Origin of the sequence: Magnetospirillum sulfuroxidans (genome assembly GCF_018224925.1) — a bacterium.
In the GTDB taxonomy this organism is placed as follows: domain Bacteria; phylum Pseudomonadota; class Alphaproteobacteria; order Rhodospirillales; family Magnetospirillaceae; genus Magnetospirillum; species Magnetospirillum sulfuroxidans.
This window is the reverse complement of sequence record NZ_JAGTUF010000024.1, coordinates 23,136-45,559: the sequence shown is the minus strand read 5'-3', so window position 1 is coordinate 45,559 and position 22,424 is coordinate 23,136. Positions and strand designations below refer to the sequence as shown.

20 protein-coding genes are annotated in these 22,424 nt (G+C 61.9%); 10 read left to right on the top strand and 10 right to left on the bottom strand.

Annotated elements, in window-relative coordinates:
• Positions 1-117: 117 nt before the first annotated feature.
• Both KEC16_RS17460 and KEC16_RS17455 read right to left on the bottom strand, forming a co-directional pair.
• The gene (locus tag KEC16_RS17460; protein ID WP_211551312.1) at positions 118-1,764 is read right to left on the bottom strand and encodes a putative transporter; all 1,647 of its coding nucleotides are present in this window, start codon (positions 1,762-1,764) and stop codon (positions 118-120) included.
• A gap of 77 nt (positions 1,765-1,841) precedes the next feature.
• Positions 1,842-2,480 carry a ribonuclease T2 family protein gene (locus KEC16_RS17455; RefSeq protein WP_211551311.1) on the bottom strand — a complete coding sequence of 213 codons (639 nt, stop codon included), beginning with the start codon at positions 2,478-2,480 and terminating at the stop codon, positions 1,842-1,844.
• Between the two features lie 111 nt (positions 2,481-2,591).
• Between KEC16_RS17455 and KEC16_RS17450 the strand changes: the two genes are divergently transcribed.
• Entirely contained in the window at positions 2,592-3,791 is a 1,200-nt protein-coding gene (locus KEC16_RS17450; protein WP_211551309.1) for a pyridoxal-phosphate-dependent aminotransferase family protein, read from the top strand.
• A 128-nt stretch (positions 3,792-3,919) separates the two neighbouring features.
• On the opposite strand, the gene KEC16_RS17445 is transcribed toward KEC16_RS17450, so the two are convergent.
• From KEC16_RS17445 to KEC16_RS17420, 6 genes are all read right to left on the bottom strand, one after another.
• Positions 3,920-4,780 (bottom strand): sigma-70 family RNA polymerase sigma factor, encoded by an 861-nt coding sequence (locus KEC16_RS17445; protein ID WP_211551307.1) that lies wholly within the window; start codon positions 4,778-4,780, stop codon positions 3,920-3,922.
• Positions 4,770-5,201: a carboxymuconolactone decarboxylase family protein gene (locus KEC16_RS17440; RefSeq protein ID WP_249209290.1), complete on the bottom strand. Its 432-nt coding sequence runs from the start codon at positions 5,199-5,201 to the stop codon at positions 4,770-4,772. Before KEC16_RS17440 ends, KEC16_RS17445 begins: the two co-directional genes overlap by 11 nt.
• A 62-nt stretch (positions 5,202-5,263) precedes the next feature.
• The gene (locus KEC16_RS17435; RefSeq protein WP_211551331.1) at positions 5,264-5,809 is read right to left on the bottom strand and encodes a septation protein A; all 546 of its coding nucleotides are present in this window, start codon (positions 5,807-5,809) and stop codon (positions 5,264-5,266) included.
• Between the two features lie 5 nt (positions 5,810-5,814).
• Entirely contained in the window at positions 5,815-6,996 is a 1,182-nt protein-coding gene (locus KEC16_RS17430; RefSeq protein WP_211551306.1) for a hypothetical protein, read from the bottom strand.
• 67 nt (positions 6,997-7,063) lie between these two features.
• A complete protein-coding gene (locus KEC16_RS17425; protein WP_211551304.1) occupies positions 7,064-8,263 on the bottom strand; it encodes a CaiB/BaiF CoA transferase family protein in 1,200 nt (399 codons plus the stop codon).
• A complete protein-coding gene (locus KEC16_RS17420; protein WP_211551302.1) occupies positions 8,260-9,438 on the bottom strand; it encodes an acyl-CoA dehydrogenase in 1,179 nt (392 codons plus the stop codon). The genes KEC16_RS17425 and KEC16_RS17420 overlap by 4 nt, the downstream gene beginning before the upstream one ends.
• A 110-nt stretch (positions 9,439-9,548) precedes the next feature.
• Here KEC16_RS17420 and KEC16_RS17415 point away from each other — a divergent pair, with 110 nt between their 5' ends.
• Positions 9,549-10,475: a LysR family transcriptional regulator gene (locus KEC16_RS17415; protein ID WP_211551300.1), complete on the top strand. Its 927-nt coding sequence runs from the start codon at positions 9,549-9,551 to the stop codon at positions 10,473-10,475.
• The gene (locus KEC16_RS17410; protein ID WP_211551329.1) at positions 10,468-11,739 is read left to right on the top strand and encodes an MFS transporter; all 1,272 of its coding nucleotides are present in this window, start codon (positions 10,468-10,470) and stop codon (positions 11,737-11,739) included. Before KEC16_RS17415 ends, KEC16_RS17410 begins: the two co-directional genes overlap by 8 nt.
• An 11-nt stretch (positions 11,740-11,750) precedes the next feature.
• Here the strand turns inward: KEC16_RS17410 and KEC16_RS17405 are convergent, their stop codons facing one another.
• Positions 11,751-11,987, bottom strand: a complete 237-nt coding sequence (locus tag KEC16_RS17405) for a hypothetical protein (RefSeq protein WP_211551298.1) — start codon at positions 11,985-11,987, stop codon at positions 11,751-11,753.
• 118 nt (positions 11,988-12,105) lie between these two features.
• Here KEC16_RS17405 and KEC16_RS17400 point away from each other — a divergent pair, with 118 nt between their 5' ends.
• Positions 12,106-12,636 (top strand): nucleoside 2-deoxyribosyltransferase, encoded by a 531-nt coding sequence (locus KEC16_RS17400; RefSeq protein ID WP_211551296.1) that lies wholly within the window; start codon positions 12,106-12,108, stop codon positions 12,634-12,636.
• Here KEC16_RS17400 and KEC16_RS17395 read toward each other — a convergent pair.
• Entirely contained in the window at positions 12,611-13,381 is a 771-nt protein-coding gene (locus KEC16_RS17395; RefSeq protein ID WP_211551294.1) for a sulfite exporter TauE/SafE family protein, read from the bottom strand. The genes KEC16_RS17400 and KEC16_RS17395 overlap by 26 nt on opposite strands.
• Positions 13,382-13,477: 96 nt before the next feature.
• On the opposite strand from KEC16_RS17395, the gene KEC16_RS17390 reads away from it, so the two are divergent.
• The 6 genes from KEC16_RS17390 to KEC16_RS17365 all read left to right on the top strand — a co-directional run bounded on the left by KEC16_RS17390 (position 13,478) and on the right by KEC16_RS17365 (position 21,661).
• Positions 13,478-14,386 (top strand): LysR family transcriptional regulator, encoded by a 909-nt coding sequence (locus KEC16_RS17390; RefSeq protein WP_211551292.1) that lies wholly within the window; start codon positions 13,478-13,480, stop codon positions 14,384-14,386.
• A gap of 348 nt (positions 14,387-14,734) precedes the next feature.
• On the top strand, positions 14,735-16,588 hold the full coding sequence (gene menD, locus KEC16_RS17385) for a 2-succinyl-5-enolpyruvyl-6-hydroxy-3-cyclohexene-1-carboxylic-acid synthase (protein ID WP_249209289.1): 1,854 nt from the start codon (positions 14,735-14,737) through the stop codon (positions 16,586-16,588).
• Positions 16,585-17,769 (top strand): MFS transporter, encoded by a 1,185-nt coding sequence (locus KEC16_RS17380; protein ID WP_211551288.1) that lies wholly within the window; start codon positions 16,585-16,587, stop codon positions 17,767-17,769. The genes menD and KEC16_RS17380 overlap by 4 nt, the downstream gene beginning before the upstream one ends.
• A 278-nt stretch (positions 17,770-18,047) precedes the next feature.
• Positions 18,048-19,028: a DctP family TRAP transporter solute-binding subunit gene (locus KEC16_RS17375; protein WP_211551286.1), complete on the top strand. Its 981-nt coding sequence runs from the start codon at positions 18,048-18,050 to the stop codon at positions 19,026-19,028.
• Positions 19,029-19,113: 85 nt separating this feature from the next.
• Positions 19,114-21,144, top strand: a complete 2,031-nt coding sequence (locus KEC16_RS17370) for a methyl-accepting chemotaxis protein (protein WP_211551284.1) — start codon at positions 19,114-19,116, stop codon at positions 21,142-21,144.
• A 130-nt stretch (positions 21,145-21,274) separates the two neighbouring features.
• On the top strand, positions 21,275-21,661 hold the full coding sequence (locus KEC16_RS17365; protein ID WP_211551282.1) for a cupin domain-containing protein: 387 nt from the start codon (positions 21,275-21,277) through the stop codon (positions 21,659-21,661).
• Positions 21,662-22,424: the final 763 nt, after the last annotated feature.

Below are 22,424 nucleotides of genomic sequence, written 5' to 3'. Positions count from 1 at the left end.
AGACACGTTCACGGTGGCAACCTCCTCCCGCCATCGCAGACGAGACCTGAAGAGCTCCTCTCAACGAACAGGCCGCGCGCCCCGCAATGGGGCGCGCGGCTTTTCAGGCGACAGACGTCACGCCGTCCATAGGATCAAGGCGATAAGCTGCGGCGCGATCACCCGCAACACCATGACCAACGGGTAAACGGCGGCATAGGACAAGATCGGCGCTTCCGACGCGGCCAGCCCCTGGGCGAAAGCCAAAGCCGGCGGATCGGTCATCGAACCCGACAGCAATCCACACATGGTCAGATAATTCACGCCGGTAATCCAGGTCCCCACCAGCGCCACGCTCACCAGCGGCACCAGGGTGATCAGCACGCCCCAGGCCATCCACGACAGCCCCGGACCGTGCACCAAGGTCTCGACGAAGCCATGACCGGATTTGACGCCGACGGCGGCCAGGAACAGGGCGATCCCCAGATCGCGCATCAGATGATTGGCGGCGGGCGGCATGAACCACACCACCTTGCCGAGATGCCCCAACCGCGACAAGACGATCGCCACCACCAACGGACCACCGGCCAGCCCCAGCTTGATCGCGGAAGGCAGGCCCGGCAGAACGATGGGCAACGATCCCAGCAGCATGCCCAAGGCAATGCCGATGAAGATGGACGGCACCTGGGTTTCCAGCAAAGCCTTTGACCGGTTGCCAATAATTCCGGCCACCAACGGCATGGATTCCGGCTGACCGACCACGGTCAGCATATCGCCGAACTGCAATTTCAGATCGGCGTTCGGCACCAATTCGTGGTCGCCGCGATTGACCCGGCTGATGACCACGCCGTGATGGGCGCGCAAATTCAGCTCGCCCAGGGTCTTGCCCAACACCTCGGAGCGGGTGACCACTTGGCGTTCCCATGCCACATTGGCCGAATCCATGGCTTTCAGGTCGATCGCCGCCACCGGCCCCAACAGCCGGTTGAGGCGCGGCAGCTTGTTCGCCGGCCCCACCGCCAACACCACGTCGCCCTCGGCCAAGCTGTCTTCGGCATTGACCACATGCTGCGAGCCATCGTGCAACACCCGCGACAACACGACGCCCATTTCCTTGAGCTCGTCCAGGTCGCGCAAGCGCACGCCGAAGACGGCGGGATTGCGGATTTCGACGTTGACGGTCTCCAACGCCACGTATTTGGCCGCGCGTTCGGCATCGAACGCCACCGCCGCCTTGGCCGGGTCCTGCCGGAACACCAGCCGCAACAGCAACATGGACACCAAGATACCGATGATACCGAAGGGATAAGCGACGGCGTAGGCTTGGCCTTGCACCGCCCCCGAGAACCCCATCTGCGCCAAGACCTCCTGGCCGGCGGCAAGCGACGGCGTGTTGGTCACCGCCCCCGACAACAGCCCCAAGGCGGCCGGCAATTCCACCCCGCCGACCAGATGGACAAACACCGCCATCAACGCCCCCAAGACGACAATGGCGGCGGCCATCAGGTTCAGCACCATGCCATCCTTCTTGAACGCCTCGAAGAAACCCGGCCCCACCGATACGCCGATGGCATAGACGAACAGCACCAGCCCGAATTCACGGGCGAAGGCCAACATGGTGGCGTCCATGGAAAAGCCGAAATGGCCCAACGCCAAGCCGGCGAACAAAACTCCGCCCACCCCCAGCTTGACGCCGCGAATCTTGATCTGTCCCAGGGCCAAACCGCCAGCGGCGGCCACCGACAGCACCAACAGGGCTTGCGCCGGTCCGTGTAAATCCATCATTCCCCCACCCGCGCAATGCAGCGGCGAAAGCCTGCGTCAGCATTCAGACGCTGACAAGCGAAATACGCAAGCCCACCCTAACGCGAGGGTGGAAACAAAACCTCGCCGGCGCAGCGATCGCGCACGCCCTTGCCACAGGCGGTGAATTTCAGATCCTTACTAAGACAGACGCGGATTTCGGCCGCGTAACGCCCCCGACACACCACCGCCAGCTGATCGGCGGTCAAACCGGGATTGTCCCGCATGAACAAGGCCTCCACCTGTTGCGGCGGCATGTGCACGGGGCTTTTGGGCGCGACGAATTCCGCCGGAATATGAAGGATGCCAAAAGCCGCGCGGGCCTTGGCGAAAAACTCGGCCGGGGTGCCGCCGTTGCAAGTGCCATGGCGCACCCACTCATGCTCGATCAGCTTGCGGCTGGGCATGATCGGCAACGCCGCCTGGGCGACATCGTCAGGAACCGGGGGCGGAGCGGCCACGCATGCGACCGGATAGCCGTCTTGATCATATTGCGGCCACAGGCCATGAACGACGAAGCCATAGGAACGCGGGCCGCCGCATTGTTCGGTGTCACCACGCCCGGCGCGGCCGGCGCAATATGTCGGCGACCACGACAACGCCAACAGGTAATGATCGAACTTACCCGGAATTCCGGCCTTTTGCCCCCAGGCCGGCGCGGCCACAAGGCACAGCAAGCATAGCATCCACCAGCGCATGACCGCCTCCTTTGAACGCGAATTTCACCCATTCAATTTAACCATGGCGAAATCCTTGACAAGCGGGCTTGCGCCGCCCTGAATTGCGCACCCCAAAAGGAACAGGAAACCATGCGCTACCCGCCGCCGTCCGTCGTCCCGCTCGATCGTATTTTGCCCGATGAACCCCTGCTGATGATGGGGGCAGGCCCGGTGCCAATTCCGGCCAAGGTGGCCCAGGCCAATTCCATCGTCATCAATCACCTGGGCGAGACCATGAACCGGGTGGTCGAACAGGTCAAAGCCATGGCCCGCTATGTCTTCCAAACCCAGTCGGGACAGATTCTCGGCGTCGCCGGCCCGGCCTCGGCCGCCATGGAGATGGCGGTGTGCAATCTGGTCGAGCCCGGCACCAAGGTGCTGGCGGTGTGCAACGGCTATTTCAGCCGTCGCCTGGCCGAAATGGCCGAACGCTGCCAAGCCGACGTGGTTATCTTGGAAATCGCCAGTGGCGAGCCCGCCCGCCCCGATCAGGTGGAAGCGGCCATCCGCGCACATCGCCCGACGCTGCTGACCATCGTTCAGGGCGAAACGTCCAATACCGTGTGGAATCGCTATCTGCCGGAAATCTGCGTCATCGCCCGCGAACATGACTGCCTGATGGTCGTCGACGCCGTCTGCACGCTGTCGACCATGCGTCTGGACATGGATGAATGGGGCGTCGACGCCCTGATCACCGGCGGACAAAAGGGCCTGTCATCCATTCCCGGCGTCTCGCTGCTGGCCTTTTCCGATCAGGCGTGGCGACGCATCGAGGGCCGCAACGCCCCGATGGCGCATTGGTGCCTGGATGCCCGGCTGGCCGATCGGTTCTGGAACAAGAATTCCTATCACTATACCGCCCCGGTATCGGGGATCATGGCCATTCACGAAGCGTTGCGGCTGATCTGTAGCGAAACCTTGCCGGCCCGCTTCCACCGTCACGAATTATGTTCGCTGGCGCTACAAGGCGGTGTCGAGGCCATGGGCCTGGAATTACTGGTCAAGGAAGAAGCGCGGCTGAATTCGGTGGTCGGCATCAAGGTGCCCGAGGGCGTGTCGCCCGACGATGTCCGCCGCCACATGTCGCAGGTGCACCGGGTGGAAATCTCGGGCGCCTTCGGCCTGGATATCTTGCGCATCGGCCAAATGGGGGAGCAATGCCATGCTCACACCATTTTCCGCACCCTGCACGCCTTCGGCTCCAGCCTGAAAGCCCATGGCGCCAAGCTGGATCTGCCGGCCGGCGTCGCCGCGCTGGAACGGATCCTGACCGAAGGTCAGGTGGTCTGAGACCAAATCCCGGTGAGAGGAGCTCATCGAGAGTTGGTGAGGCCCAAGGGGCCGCGCGGCTTATGCCGCGGGCAGCAAGGGTTTCGGAGAAATCCGCCCGCCGCTTGGGCGCCGGTGATCGGTTCCGATCACCGGGATGTGGTCTGAGCCCCCGCTCCTGACAACAGATCAGGATCGGCTTGCAGGTAGATACGGTGGATGCGGTCGTCGGCGACGCCGAAACTCAGCATCCACCGCACCTGCCCGTCGCTTTCGCCACTCAGCCCCGGCAGGCCGTTGACGGTAATTTGGCGCAAGCGAAAATCGGCGGGCAGAAACTTGCGGCGCACCCCCAGCAGGAAACGACTGATCCGGTCGGGTCCCAAGATTGGGTTCAGCGCGGCTTTGCCGTTCTTGCCGGCATAACTGATCAAGCGGGCTTCCCCCCCTAACAATGCCACCAGGGCGGTATAGTCGCGCTGATCGCAGGCGGCGGCGAAGCGGCGCACCACGGTGGCGGTCTGCTCCGCATCCCAGGCGAAGCGGGGCTCTCCCTTCAGCCCCACCCGCGCCCGGCTCATGATTTGACGGCAGGTCGCCACATTCTTTTCAACAATGGTGGCGATCTCGGCAAAATCCAGATCCATGGCTTCACGCAGGACATAGACCGCCCGCTGATCCGGGGTCAGGCGCTCAAGCAACAGCAACAGGCCGGTGGAAAGGTCGAATTCATCCGCCGCCACCGGCTCGACCCACGGCTCGGGCAGCCATTGTGCCCCCAAAGCGGCGCGGCGACGCGCGGTGCGCAGCCGATCCAGCGCCAATCGGGTGACCTGGGTGGTGAGAAAGGCGGCGGGATCATCGACCCCGTCCGCCACCCGACACCATTTCAACCAGGCATCCTGCACCACGTCGTCAGCTTCGCTGGCGCTGCCCAGCAGCCGATAGGCCAGCAGCCGCAAGCGCGGCCGCTGGCCAAGAAAATCGGCAAGGGCCGGTTCAGTGCGCATAAGCCGAGATGCCGACCCGATTCCAGGCATTGATCACCGCGACGATCATGGTCAGTTCGGCAATGGCCTGTTCGGACCAATGGCTGCGCAGATCGGCCAACAAGGCCTCGACATTCGCTTCCTGCTGCCGGGTCAAGGTCTCGGCCCAGGCAAAGGCGGCGCGTTCGGCCGCGGTGAATTCCGGCGCGGTCGGCCACGTGGCCACCGCCTCCAAACGCGCCGCCGACACCCCGTCGCGCACGCCCCATTCCCGGTGCAGGTTCTGGCAGAAATGACAATCGTTGATTTGCGACACCCGCAAATCAATCAGATGCTTGAAACCCGCGCCCAGGCTGGATTGAGCCAGGGTTTCGGAAACGGCATACAGGCCCTGATAGGCCGAAGCCGCCAGGGCGGCGATATCGAAACGGGTGTTCATCATGGCGATCCTTATGGTTCAGATACGCCTTCATGACGCGCCAGCCGGCAAGGGCGTGACAGCGTTTATGTTTTTTCTTGGTCCAGCTGATGCCGCAGGATCAACGGACCTTGCGCCATCATGAAGACCAAGGTGATGATCAGACTGCCCGGCATCTTCCACAGCACCCAATGATCGGTGGTCATGACGTGGCGGACCACCTCGTTGGCCACCGCCATGGCGGCAAAGAACAGCGCCACCCGCACCGACAAACTCCGCCAGCCGGCTTCGTCCATGCTGACGGCGTGGCCGAGAACCTTTTTCAGCACGCTTTTACCCAGCGCCAGCCCGCCGCCGATGACGATGGCGAACAGGGCGTAGATGATGGTCGGCTTCATCTTGATGAAGTTTTCATCGTTCAACCACAAGGTCAGGCCGCCGAAGACCAAAACGATGACGGCGGTGACCACCGGCATCAACGGCACCTTGCGGGTGACCAACCAGGACATTCCAACTCCGATGACGGTGGCGATCATCAACGCCACCGTCGCCGGCATCAGCCCCTGGGAAAAATAGACAGCGACGAAAACGGCCAGGGGGCCATATTCGACGGCGGGTTTCAGCCAAGGCATTGCGGTCACTGCTGCGGTTCCTGCGGCAAGGGAAGGGGGGGAATAATGATTTCGCCGCCCGCATCGGTGACCGGATCGCCAACCGACGGCATCGACTCGGGTTCGGCGGCGGGCGGTGGTGGCGGCGGTGTCATCGCCTGGATCAGTTGGCCGGCGAAATCGTCGGGCAAGATCGGCAGAACCACCGACATCACAACGCCATCGCGGCCACGCGCCGACCACGACATGGCATCCGGCATGCGCCAGAGCACCCAATCGAACGCCCCTTGCGCCGGTTCAGGATCATTGCCGAATTCCACCGCGACGAAGGAAAACACCTTGGACGCGGCGACGAAGCGGGCGACGCGCTTGTCCAGCGACAGCCGATAGGCTTGGCGGGCGGTGTCCAGCAGCGCCAAATCCTCACCCGGCCGCAACTGAATGTCGCTGGCCCCCATGGTCGGAATGACGAGCAAGGCCCGCCCGCCCAATGGCTTGTCGGTCGGCTTGATTTTCCTCAGTAATTCAGCGTTGGCGGTATCGAATGCGTCGTTCAGCCGCAACATCGACAGATATTCGCGCCCTTGGAACTGCACGCCATGGCCCGACGGCCCCACCGTCAAGACTGCCGCCCAGTCGCCGCCGCCTTGCAACCGGTCCAGGCCGGCGGCCAGATTATCCAGAAACGCGGTCAGATCGGCGCCATCGTCAACCACCGTTTCCAGGCCGTTCCCGTTTTTCAGCCGCCATTGCCCATTTTCCAGCAACAAGACGTAATCGTGACCGCGCGCCTTGAATTTGTCCCGACCGGTCAATTCCACCCGCACCGATTTGAACATGCCGACAGCACGGATCGCCTCGATACGAGCCATGTCCAATTGCCGGCTGGCTTCGGCCACCACCGCGTCGCCGCCGCCGGGCAGCGGCAACAAAACCCGCAACGCGGCGACATTGGTGGTCGGCGTCGAAATCAAGGTCATGTGACGGGCGATGCGATCATTGACCACAGCCATCAGCGCCGGCCCCGAGGAAAAACTGCTTCCCCCCCAGCGATAGGAGCGTGCGCCGCTCATCCAGTCACCGCTCAGACTCGGTCGTCCAGCCATGTCCGGACGGGCGGTCTTGGCCGCCGTCGCTTGCGGTTCCGGCGCGGAGCCGCAGCCGGACAACGCCAGCGCCAAGGCTGCCACCACCAAACTCAAACGCATGCCCGCCCCCTTGAAGGTCCGCTTCATCGCGGACGGGATCATACACGCACCTTTCCCAAGCCGGCAATCACCCGCCGATCACCCCCCGGTTCCGCAAGCCGTCGCGTTCAGCGACGCTCAGCCCCAACAATTCGGTCAAAACCGTCGTGGTGTCGGCTCCCAACAGGGGCGGCGCCCGATCATAGGTGATCGGCGTCTCCGACAAATGGATGGGATTGGCGACCAGATCGACGTGACCGGCCTGCGCATGCGGCACCGACACCACCATGGACCGATGGCGCACCTGGGGATCGGCGAACACCTGATCCAAGGTGTTGATCGGCCCGCACGGCACCCCCGCCGCCTCCAACGCCGTCATCCAGGCGGCGGTACTCCGCGTCGTCATCACATCCTTGAGCAGCGGCACCAAGATGTCGCGATTGCGCACCCGCTCCACATTGGTGGCGAAGCGGCAATCCTCGGCCAAATCCGGCCGGGCGGCGACGGCGCAAAAGCGGGCGAACTGCCCATCATTGCCCACCGCCAAGATGGCGTGACCGTCTTGAGTGGCAAAGGCCTGATAGGGCACGATGTTGGGGTGGGAATTGCCCAGGCGCTGCGGAATCATGCCGCCAACCAGATAATTGCTGGCCTGATTGGCCAACACCGCCACCTGCACATCCAACAACGCCAAATCGATATGCTGGCCCTGGCCGCTGCGGTCGCGATGGGCCAACGCCGCCAGCACGGCGACACTGGCATACATGCCGGTGAAGATGTCGGTCAGCGCCACCCCCACCTTCATCGGTTCGCCCTTGGCATCGCCGGTCAAGCTCATCAAGCCGCCCATGCCCTGGATCAGGAAATCATAGCCGGCCCGCGCCGCATAGGGACCGGTTTGGCCGAAACCGGTAATCGAACAATAGATCAGGTCAGGCTTGACCGCCTTAAGCGCGGCATAATCCAGACCATACTTGGCCAAGCCGCCGACCTTGAAGTTTTCCAGCACCACATCGGACTTGGCCGCCAGGGCGCGGATCAATTCCTGGCCCTCGGCGGTGGCCATGTCGATGGCCACCGAACGCTTGCCGCGATTGGCCGACAGGTAATAGGCGCTTTCGCCGCCCTCGGCGAAGGGCGGCCCCCAAGCGCGGGTGTCGTCGCCGCCCTCGGGTTTTTCCACCTTGATGACCTCGGCCCCAAGATCGGCCAGCATCTGACCGGCCCACGGGCCGGCCAGAACACGGGACAGATCAAGGATGCGCAGGTGAGAAAGCGGACCGCTCATGAAAACGCCTGAATACCGGTCTGGGCCCGGCCCAGGATCAGCGCATGGACGTCTTGGGTGCCTTCATAGGTATTGACCGTTTCCAGATTGACCATGTGGCGAATGACCTGGAATTCGTCGGCAATGCCGTTACCGCCGTGCATGTCGCGGGCGACGCGGGCGATGTCCAGCGCCTTGACGCAATTGTTGCGCTTGATCAGCGACACCGCTTCCGGCGCCCAAGTGCCTTCGTCCATCATCCGGCCGACGCGCAAGGCGGCCTGCATGGCCAAGACGATGTCGGTCTGCATGTTGGCCAGTTTGAACTGGACCAACTGATTGGCGGCCAGCGGCCGACCGAACTGCTTGCGATCCAAGGTGTATTGACGCGCGGCGTGCCAGCAGAACTCGGCGGCGCCGATCACGCCCCAGGCGATGCCGTAACGCGCCTTGTTCAAACAGCCAAAGGGACCCGCCAGACCCGAGGCATTGGGCAGCAGGTTTTCTTCGGGAACAAAGGCTTCGTCCAAGACGATCTCGCCGGTGACCGAAGCGCGCAAGCTCAACTTGCCCTCGATCTTCGGGGTGGAAAAGCCGGTGGCGCCGCGTTCGACGATGAAGCCCTTGATCTTGCCGTCATGGGCTTCCGACTTGGCCCAGACCACGGCGATATCGGCGATGGGGGAATTGGTGATCCACATTTTCTGGCCGGTCAGCAGATAACCGCCATCAACCTTTTTCGCCCGCGTGCGCATGCTGGCCGGGTCCGACCCCGAATCCGGCTCGGTCAGACCGAAACAACCGATGACTTCGCCGGTGGCCAGCTTGGGCAGCCACTTTTTCTTCTGCTCTTCGCTGCCATAGGCATGGATGGGATGCATGACCAGCGACGATTGCACGCTCATGGCCGAGCGATAGCCGGAATCCACACGTTCGACTTCACGGGCGATCAGGCCATAGGCGACGTGATTGACGCCCGGTCCGCCGTATTCTTCCGGCACCGTCGGCCCCAACAGGCCCAATTCGCCCATCTCGGTCATGATCTCGCGGTCAAAGCGTTCCTGGCGGAAGGCCGAAATCACCCGGGGTTGCAGCTTGTCCTGGCAATAGGCCCGGGCCGCATCGCGGATCATCTTTTCGTCTTCGGACAGTTGGTCCTCGATCAGGAAGGCGTCGTCCCACTGGAAGCTTTGCACGGATCATCTCCTAAGGCTTTATCGTTGCCCCTAAGGCTGCCGCAAACGCGCTATCATTGGAAAAAGATATTTGCTATGCCTGCCATATAGTTTCGTTATGGGGGCGGGCCATGGATTTGCGCCAGCTGCGCTATTTTCTCTCGATCTGCGAACAGGGCTCGCTGTCGCGGGCGGCGACGGTGTTGCGGGTGGCGCAACCGGCGCTCAGCCTGCATCTGAAACGGTTGGAAGCCGAATTCGGCTGCCCCCTGCTCCACCGCACCAGTCGCGGCGTGGTGCCGACCGAAGCCGGAACCCGACTGGCCCAACGGGCGCAAACCTTGCAAACCATGATGAACGACCTGATCGACGACGTCCGTGGAATCGAGGCGGCGCCGGCCGGGCCGGCGGTCATCGGCATCCCCACCAGCTTGGGGACCATCCTGACCGTCCCCTTGGTCAAACTGATCCGCGAACACTATCCCGACATTCGGTTGCGGGTGGTCGAATCGCTGTCCGGACATATGCAGGAATGGATCTTGTCGGGCGAGGTGGACATGGCGGTGGTGTTCGGCATCGAACCGCCGGCCGGATTGACGGCGGAATTCCTGGCCCGTGAAAGCTTGTGTCTGGTCGGCGCCAAGGCATCGCCCGACCTGCGCGGCCGCGACCGCATCGATATGGAAAGCGTGCTGGCTTTGCCGCTGATCATGCCGTCACGCCCCCACGGCGTGCGCGAGGAAGTCGAGCGGGCCGCCACCATCCGCCGCCGACCGCCCAACGTCATTGTCGAATTGGACGCGCTTGACCAGATCAAGACATTGGTCGCCGACGGCATCGGCTACACCATTTTGTCGCAGCGCTTCGCCCGCCATGGCGACATCGCCGCCCGACTGGATATCATTCCCATTTTCCGCCCGGCAATCGAGCGCACCATTTCCCTGGCCCATGCCAGCGGTCAGCCCCTTTCTTCCGCTGCCCGCGCCGTGCATGGCCAATTGCGCGCCCTGGTCGCCGGCCATACAAGGAACGGATATTGGAGTGACGACCATGGATGACCGCCCCTTTGCGCTGTTGACCCGGCGGCGTTTCTGGCCGCTCTTCGTCGGCCAGTTCCTCGGCGCCGCCAACGATAATTTTTTCAAAAACGCGCTGATCATGCTGGTGATCTACAAGCTGGGCGGCCAAGCCGGAATGGAGCCGAAAATCCTGGCGACAGTGGCGGCGGGCTTGTTCATCGCCCCCTTTTTCCTGTTTTCCGCCCTGGCCGGGGAAATGTCGGACCGTTTCGAGAAAAGCCGGCTGATGAAGACCTGGAAAGCGGCGGAAATCGTTATTTCGGCCATCGGCGCCGCCGCTTTGCTGGCCGGATCCGTGCCGCTGATGCTGGCCGCCTTGTTCCTGCTGGGACTTCAATCCACCTTCACCGGCCCAATCAAATACGCGGTGCTGCCGGAATACCTGAAAGACAATGAATTGATCGGCGGCAACGCCCTGATCGAGGGCGGAACCTTCCTGGCCATCCTGCTGGGCACCATCGGCGGCGGCACCCTGGCCCTGATGGAAGATGGGGAAATCTGGGTCACCGTCACCATGATGGCGCTAGCGATCATGGGCTTCGCCGCTTCGTTGCGGCTGCCCAAAGCCCATGGCGGCGACCGCCAGGTCAGCATCGGCATCGGCCTGATCGGCCCCAATGTCGCTTTGTGGCGCTTGGTGCGCGGCCATCCCGATTTAATGGCCGCAATCTTGGGGATTTCCTGGTTTTGGCTGGTCGGCGCCACCTATCTGACCCAGTTCCCCGCCTTCGCCAAGGACAGCCTGAACGCTGACGGCCCGGTGGTGACGCTGATGCTAACCATGTTCTCCATCGGCATCGGCCTGGGCTCGATCCTGTGCGGGCGGCTGCTCAAGGGCGAGATTTCCACCCGCCACGTCCCCTGGGCCGCCCTGGGCATGAGCCTGTTCGCCACCGATCTGTACTTCGCCGCCGCCAATGCCAGCGGCGACGGCGGCCCCTTGCGCGGCCTTGCCACCGTCCTGGCGACGCCGTCATTCTGGCGTGTCCTCGCCGATCTGCTGGCTTTTTCCATCTGCGGCGGCATCTATATCGTGCCGCTTTACGTCATCCTTCAGACCCGCAGCGCCGAAACGTTCCGCGCCCGCGTAGTCGCCGCCAATAATGTGGCCAATGCCATCTTCATGGTCTTTTCCAGCCTCGCCTGCGCCGCCTTGCTGGCCGCCGGAATCGGGATCACCGATCTATTCCTGGGCTTGGCCGCCCTCAACCTGATCGCCGCCTGGCTGTTGCGCCGATTGTAAAGCCGGAGCCCCTAAGGCCGCTCCCCCAACCGGGCGCGGGCGGTTTCCCATTCCTTGCGCATGGTATTGGCGCCGCGCGTATTGTGATTGCGGAGATGTTCGCGGTAACGGCGGTCATAATAGCCGTTGACCCCCACCATCTTGGCGGCGCGATCCCAGGCGATGCGCAGACATTCGAGCTTAAGGCGACAATGTTCGCTGCAATGATCGGCCTCGCCCGCCTCGGTTCCACAGATTTTACAGGTCATCGCGCATTCTCCGATCTGACTCTTGCGGCATATTTAAAGTGTCTTTTCGACCGGGCATAGCCTCTTGGCACCCGCCCCCGCTTGCGGCAGCATGTCCCCCCCATTGCAAGGCGATCCCATGACCCGCAAACCCACCCTTTATCTTGCCGGCCCGGCGGTGTTTCATCCGGCGGCCCAGGCGTTGTTCCAGTATCTCAAGGAAATTTGCGCCGAGCATGGCCTGGATGGCGTCGCGCCGCTGGATGGCGCGGCCGATTGGACGGCATTGCCGCGCGAACAGCAAGCCGCCGCCATCCGCCAAGCCAATGTGGACAAGATCAGAGCCTGCGACGGGGTAATCGCCTGTATCTCGCCGTTTCGCGGCCCTGGCGCCGATGCCGGCACCGCTTGGGAAATGGGCTATGCCGAAGCCTTGGGCAAGCCGGTATTTTCCTGGTGCGAGGAAACCCGGCCCTATATCGACCGGGTCGAGCATCAACGCGACGAAGACGGCCGTTCGTTTTGTCAGCAGCACGGCATGATCGTCGAGGATTTCGCTCTGGTCGATAATCTGATGCTGACCGCCGGTCCCTTTGCGCCTTTGGCTGATTTCACCGAAGTGGTCAAACAAGCCGCCTCGGTGCTTAACGTCCAAGCAGGTGCTGACTGATCACCAGCCACACCGATGTTGCCGCCATCATCCAGCCAAAGGCCCGGCGCAAGGTGCGTTCGGGCCAGCGATGGGCCAGATTGACACCCGCGGCAACGGTGACGACGCCTCCTACCGCCAAGGCGCTGCCCATGGTCCAATCCACCCGTTGATTTTGCGCGTAGGCGCCTAACGCGAACACCGAGGACGGCGCCACCAAGGCCAAGGCAAAGCTTTGAGCCACCCGCTGACGCAGGCCGAACCAACCGGTCAGCAGCGGCGTCGCCATCAGACCGCCCCCCACTCCCAACAACCCCATGGACGCCCCGCCGACCACCCCGACCAGCGGCAGCAGACGTTGGTTGCGCCGAACCGGCGCCGCTTCGGCAACCGGATTGCACACGATCATCCGCCCGGCGACGAACAGCAGGAATAAGGCGAACAAGCCGCGCAATATCCCCTGGTCAAGCGCCTGGGCGAAATGCGCCATCCCCCAGGTGGTGGCCGAACCGACCACCGCCACCGCCGCCGCCTGGGGCAACGACACCGGGTTATGGCGGGCATAACGCCACCAGCCGACCAGCAGATTAGGCACCATCATCACCAGGGCGGTGCCTTGGGCGGTGGCCTGATCAAGACCGAAGCCCAACGCCAGCACCGGAATGGCGATAATGCCGCCGCCAATGCCGAACAGCCCGCCAAAAAAGCCGAGCAGCGCCCCCAACGGCAATGAAATCAACAAGACAGGGATCAGGGAAAATGACATCGGCGGCCTCGACAACGGGATCGAGGGTCAGCATATTCACGCCATGGATTGGAAAAATGGCCTATTTTTTTATTTACTCATGCGCGGAACGCAATAATGGACAACAGTCTGGACATCGCCTTCTTCGTCACCCTCTGCCAACATTCCAGCCTGACGGCGGCGGCGCAGCAGCTTGGCTTGTCACCGCCGGCGGTCAGCCGCCGACTGGCCGCATTGGAAGCGCGGCTGGGAATCCGTCTGCTCAACCGCACCACCCGCCGGCAAAGCCTGACCCCCGAGGGCGAACATTACCTGGAGCAAGGCCAGCGCATCTTGCACGACATCGAGCAACTTGAGCATGCCTTGACCGCGGCCCACCAAACCCCGCGCGGCTTGCTGCGTCTGAGCGCCGGCTTTGGTTTCGGCCGCCGCCATCTGGGGCCGGCGGTGTCCGACTTCATCGCCTTGTACCCTCTGGTCGATGTGCAATTGCACCTCAGCGACCGCCCGCTGGATCTGGTCGCCGAGGGCATGGATGTCGGCATCCGCTTCGGATTAGGCGCCGATTCCGGCCTGCTGGCCCGCAAGATCGCCAGCAATCGGCGCATTTTATGCGCCGCCCCGGCTTATCTCGACCGCCGTCCTCCGCCCCTGGCCCCGCACGACTTAACCACGCATGATTGCATCGTCATCCGCGAGAATGACCGCGCCTTCAACACCTGGCGGCTGGTGGCCGGCGCCCTGCACAGCAACATCAAGGTCAAAGGCCGTCTGAGCGCCAATCATGGCGAGGTGGCGGTGGATTGGGCCCTTAAGGGCCACGGCGTCTTGTTGCGTTCGGAATGGGATATCGCCCCCTATCTGCGCAGCGGCGAGTTGGTCCGGGTGCTGCCCGATTGGTCCGGCGAGGCCGCCGACATCCACGCCATCTATCAACAGCGCCACCTGCTTTCGGCCAAAGTCCGTCTGTTCCTGGACTTCCTGGCCGAACGTTTCGCCGGATATCACCGGGATGGCGGTTGGTGATCCCCATCCTTGCCGCGACAACCGCGGAAACAGGCTTGTTTCTCTTTTTGTAACGCTAGGTTGTCATGGCTAATGCGCAAATTTTGCGCACACCAAATGCCATACTTCCGGCCTAAACTCTAAATAGACCATTTGTGATTGTATGCAGTGACATTTTGTGTCGCTTTGCGATAAAATGTGTTGAGATTTTATATTGCATTGCGATATACCAAGCGCCGGCAACACCCGAGGCTGTGCAGAAGTCCATCTCGGAAGCCGGAAACCCAACTATCTATTCAGCAATCGGAGCGTGGCATGGGCGGCGATCTGTCCCTTGGTGTGGGGTCTTTTGGCATGGAAAATGGGCATATGAAGGTAGCGGCACTCGCCTCGACGACCAAAATCGCCGAGACGGACAACACGACGTTTCGCGGTGTGGTTCAGGCCGATGCCGAACACAATTTCCGCTGGGCGGCGGTTCTGATCGACTCGTTGGTCGCCAATGGCTGCGTCCACGCGGTGATGTCGCCGGGCGCGCAAATGGCGCCTTTGGCTTTGGCCTGTCGGGCCAATGCCAGCTTGCGGGTCACCGTCATCATCGACGAACGCTCGGCCGCCTTTTATGCCTTGGGCTTGGCGCGCTCGACCCGCAAGCCGACCATCCTCATCTGCACCTCGGGTTCGGCCACCGGCCATTGGTACCCGGCGGTGATGGAAGCGTCGTCGGGAATGACGCCGCTGATCTTGCTGACCGCCGATCGGGCCCCGGAAAACCAGGATCGTTGCTCGGCCCAGGCCATCGACCAGATCCGCGTTTTCGGCCCGCATGTGCGCGCCTCGCACCATCTGCCGCTCCCCGATGGCAGCATCGATTCGTTGCAGCCGCTGGCCTCGCGCATTTATGAACAAAGCCTGTGGCCGTCACCAGGTCCGGTGCATGTCAACATGCCGTTCCGTGACCCGCTGATCCCCCAGACCCGGATCAAGCACCCCACCGTCGCGCCGCCGACCATCACCCGCTCGGTGATCCGGCCGCAACTGGAAGACATCATGGATGTCGCCCAGACCATTTCCGGCCGGCGCGGCGTCATCGTCTGCGGCGCCACCGAAATCGACGACGAGGGTTTTGCCGCGGCGGTGCATGATCTGGCCCGCGCCACCGGTTGCCCGATCATCACCGATCCGCTGAGCAATTTGCGCTTTGACGTTCCCGACGACGTTTGCGTCATTTCGCGCGCCGACGCCTTTTTGCGCTCGCACGAATTCGCCGCCAGCCATCAGCCGGAATGGGTGATCAGCTTCGGCGGCCCGCCCACGGCCAAGCCGGTACTCAGCTGGTTGCAGGAATCCAAGGCCACCGATTACATCATCGTCGACCCGTCGGTGCGCTGGGCCGATCCGCTGCTGCGGGTAACGCGTCTGTTGCGCTCGGACCCCTCGTCGTTCTGCCGCGGCGTCTCCGCCCGCGGTGGCGTCGCCCAAGCGCCGGCAGATTGGCTGCAATCCTTTGCCGCCTGCGAACGCTATGTCGATATGCTGGCCAGCGCCGCCAGCGAAAACAGCCTGTGGGAAGCGCCGATCATCCGCCGTCTGATTGGCGCCGCCGCCCCTGGCGCCACCATTTTCTCCGGCAATTCCATGAGCATCCGCGACTTCGACAGCTTTTCCGGCCTAAGCGCCAAGCATCTGCGCCTGCTGGCCAATCGCGGCACCAACGGCATCGACGGCTCCATCGCCACCTTGCTGGGAGTCGCCGCCGCCCAACGTCATCTGCCCATGGTGGCGATGATCGGCGACATGGCCTTTTCCCACGATGTCGGCAGCCTGCAATTGGCCCACGACCTGAACATCACCTTGGTGGTGCTCAACAATGGCGGCGGCGCCATCTTCGATTACCTGCCGACGGCCGGAATAAAGGAATACAACGACTTCCTGTCGCCCCCCACCGTCAATATCGGCATGGCCGCCCGCGCCGCCGGCTGGCGGCACTGGAGCGCCGACGACCTCAGCAGCTTCGACAGCGCTTTGTCCGAAGCCAATGGCGGCGGCGGCCCGTGCCTGATCGAAGCGGTCATCGACCGTCAGGCCAGTGTCCGCAACCACAAAAGCTTCTGGAAAGCGGCCACCGGCATCGACACCATCATCCGCCAATATGGCCCCGACGGCATGCGCGTCATGATCAACCAGATTGACGAGGATCGGGGAGGACGGATCGCCGCATGACCATAAGTGCCCGAGAAAGGGTCGCGGTCTTCTTGTTGGGGTTCTCAGCTTTTCTGCCTTTATACGCGCCGCAATCGGTCTTGCCGCGCATGGCGGCGGCGCTGGGAACCTCGGTCGCCGCCACCGGCACGGTGATCGGCGCCACCACCTTGGCGGTGGCGGTGGCGGCGCCGTTGGCCGGGCCGCTGACCGACCGTTTCGGCCGCAAGCGCGCCATGCTGGCGGCTCTGGCGGCATTGGGGCCACTGACCCTGGCCCTGGTGCTGTGTCAGACCCTTGATCAGGTGCTGGTGGCCCGTTTCGCCCAGGGAATGGCCCTGCCAGCCTTGTTGACCGGGGCCGTCGCCTTCATCACCGGACGTTGGACCGGCCCCGCTTCCGCCGCCATCATGGGGGTGTTCGTCGGCGGCTCGGCCATGGGCGGCTTTGCCGGCCGCTTCGTCGCCGGCCTGTTCGGCGAGCTTTTCGGTTGGCAAGCCGGCTTCGCCGCCCTGGCGGTGTTGTCGCTGGCGTGCCTGCCGGTGATCCAGCACTGGTTGCCGGCCGATACGCCGCAACCGGACAGCCGCTTCTCTGCCCATCTGGGGGCGACCTGGCGTCACGCCAAGGATTTTCGTATCCGCTCCGCCGCTTTGTTCGGGGCGACGGTGCTGTTCGCCATGACCGGCACCTTGTCTTATGTCGGTTTTCATCTGGCCCAGCCGCCCTTCAACCTGGGACCGGCGGAAATCGGCCTGGTCTTCCTGGTCTATCCTTTGGGGGCCGCCATGGCCCCGATGAATGGTCGCCTGTTGCGCCGGCTTGCCCTGCGGCCAGCCATCGCCGCCGCCATCGCCATCTGTCTGACCGGGCTGGGCTTGTTGCTGATCCCGATGGTGCCCGCGGTGATGGCCGGAATCTGCGTCTTCATCATCGGCATCTTCCTTTGCCAATCCCTGGCCTTGGGCTATGTCGGCCGCACAGCCCGCTTCAGCCCCGGCGCCGCCGCCGGATTATATGTCTGTTGCTTTTATCTGGGCGGAAGCCTGGGAGCGGTGATCCCCGGCCTGCTTTGGCCCCTTTATGGATGGCATGGCTGCGTTGTGGTTATCGCGGCCACGCTGTGCGGCGGGGCGATGCTGTCGCGTTTGATGAGCGAAGCCCCTAATGGGACGATAAACCCACAGCGATTCAAGAACTGAAATCAACAGCAAAGAAAACAACCAATAAACGATCAGATGAAAACTTTAACACTTTTTTAGCAACAACATTCCTAGCCGCAGCGGCACACATCAACCACACGAAACATCGACAATTATATTGTTGGATTAACACCTAATAGAAATAGAAGCTTGAATTTAATAATTATTATAGAGTTTATCCACCGGCCATAGATCGTATTAACCGTATTGTGCGCGAAGAACTATACGCGTAAAAATACGTAACCATATAAGGCTCGCGTTAATCGCCGGAGGTGATAATGAACCGTTTTTCCTGCACGATCCTGGCCGCTCTCGGCTTGTTTGCCGCCAGTGCCGCCCAGGCTGGGCAGACCCTGAAGGTTGGGCACGTCCTGCCCAAGGGCTCTCAGTTCAGCGAAGCCGTCCGCGTGATGAACGAGGAACTGAAGAAAAGCACCGGCGGCGCCTATCAGCTGGAAGAGTTTCCGGCCAGCGCCCTGGGCTCGGGCAAGGCCATGCTGGATGGCGTCAAGCTTGGCACCATCGACATGGTGGTTTCCTCGTCGGGCGGCGCCTTGGCTCAATTCAATCCCAAGGTCGGCATCCTTGACCTGATGCTGCTGTTCCGCGACACCGCCCATGCCGACGCGGTGCTGGATGGCGCCATCGGCACCGAATTGCTGCAATCTTTCCTGGCTCAGGACACCGTGGGCTTGGCTTGGGCTGAAAACGGCTTTCGTCAGTTGACCAATTCGGTGCGCCCGATCAAGAGCCCTGCCGACATCAAGGGGCTGAAGATCCGCCTGTCGGAAAGCGACATCTATAAGGACGCTTTCAGCACCTTGGGGGCGGAAACCTTCCCGCTGCCCTTCGCCCAGCTTTATCCGGCCCTGCAAAGCGGCCGGGCCGATGGCCAGGAAAATCCGGTGACCACCATCGTCGGATCGAAGCTGCAAGAAGTGCAGAAGTATATCACCTTGTCCAACCACACCTATGCGCCGGCGGCGATCCTGATCAATAAGGACGCCTTCGATGCTTTGCCGCCGGATGTGCAAAAGGCTTTCATCGCCGCCGCCAAGGCCGGTGGCAAGGCTTCGCGCGCTTTTGTCCGCAAGCGGGACGAAGACGGCATGGCCGCGTTGAAGACCTCGGGCATTCAGATCACCGCCGGCGCCGATTTCGACCGGGCGGCTTTCGAAGCGGCGCTCAAGCCCTTCTATGAGAAGTATGCCAAGGAATTCACCATGGAAAAGATCACCGCGATCAAGAACGTCAAGTAAGCCTTGCCGTCTTAGGCAGGACGCGCCGACCACACCGGCCGGCGCGTCTTCCCCCTCTTCCGGTCATTAGCTGAAAGTACTTGATATGAGCGATAGCGCCGCTTTCCTTGGCATATTCTCGCGCCTTCGGGTTCGTCAGAAAATCGTCGTCGGCTTTCTGGTCGTGCTGTCGTTGATCGCCTTTCTCGGCGTCCAATTCGTCCGCTATGTCGGGATCATCGACCGCCAGTTGGACCATGTGATGGAAACCGGGCGCGATGCCATGGATACCGCCCAACTGGCCCAACTCAGCGAGCGGCTGGACCGTGTTGTGCTGGCCTATGTGGTGCTGCAAACGGAAAATACCCTGGCCGCCGCCAAGGACGAATTGGCCTCTTTCGAACAAGCTTTGGCCGGTTTGGATCGCCTGACCCAGCATGGGGGCGATCCGGCACGGATTGGGGCGATCCAGCAAGCCGCCAAGGATTACCGCGCCGCGTTCGAACGGGTGGTCGCCGCCGTGGCCAAGCGCCGCGAAGGCCAAGGCAAGACCTATCTGTCCGGCGCCCAGCTTAATACCACCGCCATGGCCGTGGTTGACCTTTCCCTGGCCAGCGGCGATTCATCGTTGCCGCAACCTGCGTTGCGCATGCAGCAATCCTTGCAGGCGACCCGGATGTTGACGGCCCGCTATCTCTCGACTTTCGACCCCAATGACGCCACTGCCGCCAGTGATGAATTGGTGCGGTTGAAAGAATCCCTGGCCGGCTTGTCGGCACAGGTTACCATTCCCCGCTTACAGAAATTCCTGGCCTCCATGAAGCCCGGCGTCGAAACCTTCAGCAGTGGCCTGAGTGAGGCGACCGAAGGCAATCAAAGCCTGCAAGCCGCCCAAGCCGATAGCCGTCTGGTGCTGGACCGCTTGCTGAGCGCCGTCAGCCAAGTGGTGACGGAATTCGCCACCACCCAGGACCAGACCCAGGCCAATGCCCGCGATGCTTTGGCCAGTGGCCGCACCCAGGCGGTTTTGATGCCGATTTTGGCCATCTTGCTGGGAATTTCCTGCGCCATCGTCATCGGCGCATCGATCGCCAAGCCGATCCGTTCGTTGACCGCCACCATGGTCGCCCTGGCCGGCGGCGATAAAACCGTCGATGTCCCCGCCATCGGCCGCCACGACGAAGTGGGCGACATGGCGCGGGCGGTTCAGGTCTTCAAGGATAACGCCATCGAGATGGATCATCTGCGCGCGGCGCAGGAACACGAACATCAGCATGCCGAACAGGCGAAGCGCGAGGCCATGAACAATCTGGCGCAAAACTTCGAAAGCACGGTGATGGACGTGGTCCACCACGTGGTCGCCGAGGCCGAGTTGGTGCAAAGCAACGCCATGGCCGTGGCCGATGTGTCGCTGCAAACGCGTCAGCATGCCACCCAAGGCTCCGCCGCCACCGAGGAAGCCAGCGTCAACGTCAATCTGGTCGCCGCCGCGGTCGAGGAACTGACCAGTTCGGTGGCCAGCATCAGCGCCCAGGTTAATGAATCCACCAACATCGCCGGTGCCGCGGTCGAGGAAGCGCGGCAGGCCGACGACGTGGTGACCAGCCTGATCGAAGCCGCCGGCCGCATCGGCGCCGTCATTCACCTGATCGAAAAGATCGCGTCGCAGACTAATCTGCTGGCGCTCAACGCCACCATCGAAGCGGCCCGCGCCGGTGAGGCCGGAAAGGGCTTCGCCGTGGTCGCCATGGAAGTCAAGACCCTGGCCAACCAGACCACCTCGGCCACCGGCGAAATCGGCGTGCAAATTTCGGCCATTCAGTCGGCGACCCAGGGGGCGGTCGGCGCCATTCGCCATATCGCCTCGACCATTACCCGCATGAACGACATCGCCGGCGAGATTTCCGCGGCCGTCGAACAACAATTCGAGGCAACGCGGGAAATCGGCCAAAGCCTGCAACAGGCGGCGGTGGGCACCACCGAGGTCGCCCGCACCATCGGCGACGTGCTTAATCAGGTCAACAATGCCGGTTCTGCCGCCGATAATTTGTTGGGCAGCGCCGCCAAGCTTGGCCAGCAAACCACCATTTTGCGTACCGAAGTCAACGGCTTCACCGATCGGATCAGACGAGCCTGAGCGGGCGCGGATGAAATGGGGATGGGCGCGTGATGCCGCTTAGGGGCGGCGCCTCTTAAAATAAAGGACGGAATGAATGGGATATCAGGCACTTCGCATCCCCATGGCGACTTTAATATTGGCTGCCACCATGACCGCGTCAGCCTTTGCCGAAGATAAGGCGGCCCCCCCCGCCCCCAGCAGCACCGTATTGCTGAAAACCACAACCACTGGCGATGGCGTCCCGCTGGTTTATCCTGACGGCACCCCACAAATCCTGTCGCGGATCACCGTGTTCCCGCCGCATTCGGAAACCGTACTGCATCGCCACCCCATTCCGCTTTATGCCTATATTTTGGAAGGCGAACTGACCATCAGCACCGAAGGCCAGCCGCCCCGCCATTACAAGACTGGCGATGCTTTCATGGAAACCGCCGGCTGGCACTTTGGCCGCAACGATGGCAATACCCCGACCCGCCTGTTGGCTGTCTATATGGGCAACACCACGGCCCCGCTGTCGGAACACAAGCACAAGTAAACCCTGTGTTCTGCTTGAATTTCAAGCATCGCGCGAGATGGCGGCAAATCGCGGCCATCTCGCCGAATTACAGGCAATAACATATAATGAAACAGGAGAAACAACATGTTATGGCAATCAGAGACTGTCATAAATGTTGCCATAATAGCAGCAATATCCTCTCTTGTTTCCGTACTCTTAAATCAGTTATTTTCAAAAGCGAACTCGCAGAGACAAGCATCAAGGTCACTACTAGAAAATAACATACAAGAACTAGGTAATGCGCTCTATAGCATGGTGGCACATACAAAAGTACTTCTTGATGCAAAGACGCCAGAATCCAGATCAAAAACAGATCAAAAGATAAAAGAACTCAGAATTGAATTAAACTCTTTACGCGGTAAAGTTCGTTACAGCCTATGGGGGCTTGATAACGGGATAAAGTCCATAAGGTCAGTTCCGGTTTACGCTGCGCAATGTATTAATAACGAAGAACGCGGCATAGAATTGATCAAACTCGCGACTTCCGTCAGAAAATCGTTGGACAAGGCCATCTCAGACGCTTACGCGCAAGGGAGCCCTCCCTCTCTGCGGCGAAGGCTTTTGGTTGAATATCGTGTCAGGCGCTTGCAGCGGAGATTTGATGGCTAATATCGTCAAGCCTATACAATTCTTCCGCCCCTGAATTGGAAATCGAGACTTTTGAACCTGTCTGGATCTGCAATGAGTGCATTCCAGGCCGCAGCCATCAAATCGCGTCAGCCCCGTCTCCGGGTGACAAGAG

Excerpts from the sequence above, each read along its gene's own strand:
- KEC16_RS17405 (WP_211551298.1), bottom strand. The coding sequence starts at position 11,987 with ATGACCTGTAAAATCTGTGGAACCGAGGCGGGCGAGGCCGATCATTGC.
- KEC16_RS17445 (WP_211551307.1), bottom strand. The coding sequence starts at position 4,780 with ATGCGCACTGAACCGGCCCTTGCCGATTTTCTTGGCCAGCGGCCGCGC.
- KEC16_RS17380 (WP_211551288.1), top strand. The coding sequence starts at position 16,585 with ATGACCATAAGTGCCCGAGAAAGGGTCGCGGTCTTCTTGTTGGGGTTC.
- KEC16_RS17455 (WP_211551311.1), bottom strand. The coding sequence starts at position 2,480 with ATGCGCTGGTGGATGCTATGCTTGCTGTGCCTTGTGGCCGCGCCGGCC.
- KEC16_RS17460 (WP_211551312.1), bottom strand. The coding sequence starts at position 1,764 with ATGATGGATTTACACGGACCGGCGCAAGCCCTGTTGGTGCTGTCGGTG.
- KEC16_RS17370 (WP_211551284.1), top strand. The coding sequence starts at position 19,114 with ATGAGCGATAGCGCCGCTTTCCTTGGCATATTCTCGCGCCTTCGGGTT.
- KEC16_RS17450 (WP_211551309.1), top strand. The coding sequence starts at position 2,592 with ATGCGCTACCCGCCGCCGTCCGTCGTCCCGCTCGATCGTATTTTGCCC.
- KEC16_RS17440 (WP_249209290.1), bottom strand. The coding sequence starts at position 5,201 with ATGATGAACACCCGTTTCGATATCGCCGCCCTGGCGGCTTCGGCCTAT.
- KEC16_RS17435 (WP_211551331.1), bottom strand. The coding sequence starts at position 5,809 with ATGCCTTGGCTGAAACCCGCCGTCGAATATGGCCCCCTGGCCGTTTTC.
- KEC16_RS17395 (WP_211551294.1), bottom strand. The coding sequence starts at position 13,381 with ATGTCATTTTCCCTGATCCCTGTCTTGTTGATTTCATTGCCGTTGGGG.
- KEC16_RS17430 (WP_211551306.1), bottom strand. The coding sequence starts at position 6,996 with ATGCGTTTGAGTTTGGTGGTGGCAGCCTTGGCGCTGGCGTTGTCCGGC.
- KEC16_RS17410 (WP_211551329.1), top strand. The coding sequence starts at position 10,468 with ATGGATGACCGCCCCTTTGCGCTGTTGACCCGGCGGCGTTTCTGGCCG.
- KEC16_RS17390 (WP_211551292.1), top strand. The coding sequence starts at position 13,478 with ATGGACAACAGTCTGGACATCGCCTTCTTCGTCACCCTCTGCCAACAT.
- KEC16_RS17375 (WP_211551286.1), top strand. The coding sequence starts at position 18,048 with ATGAACCGTTTTTCCTGCACGATCCTGGCCGCTCTCGGCTTGTTTGCC.
- menD (WP_249209289.1), top strand. The coding sequence starts at position 14,735 with ATGAAGGTAGCGGCACTCGCCTCGACGACCAAAATCGCCGAGACGGAC.
- KEC16_RS17415 (WP_211551300.1), top strand. The coding sequence starts at position 9,549 with ATGGATTTGCGCCAGCTGCGCTATTTTCTCTCGATCTGCGAACAGGGC.
- KEC16_RS17400 (WP_211551296.1), top strand. The coding sequence starts at position 12,106 with ATGACCCGCAAACCCACCCTTTATCTTGCCGGCCCGGCGGTGTTTCAT.
- KEC16_RS17425 (WP_211551304.1), bottom strand. The coding sequence starts at position 8,263 with ATGAGCGGTCCGCTTTCTCACCTGCGCATCCTTGATCTGTCCCGTGTT.
- KEC16_RS17365 (WP_211551282.1), top strand. The coding sequence starts at position 21,275 with ATGACCGCGTCAGCCTTTGCCGAAGATAAGGCGGCCCCCCCCGCCCCC.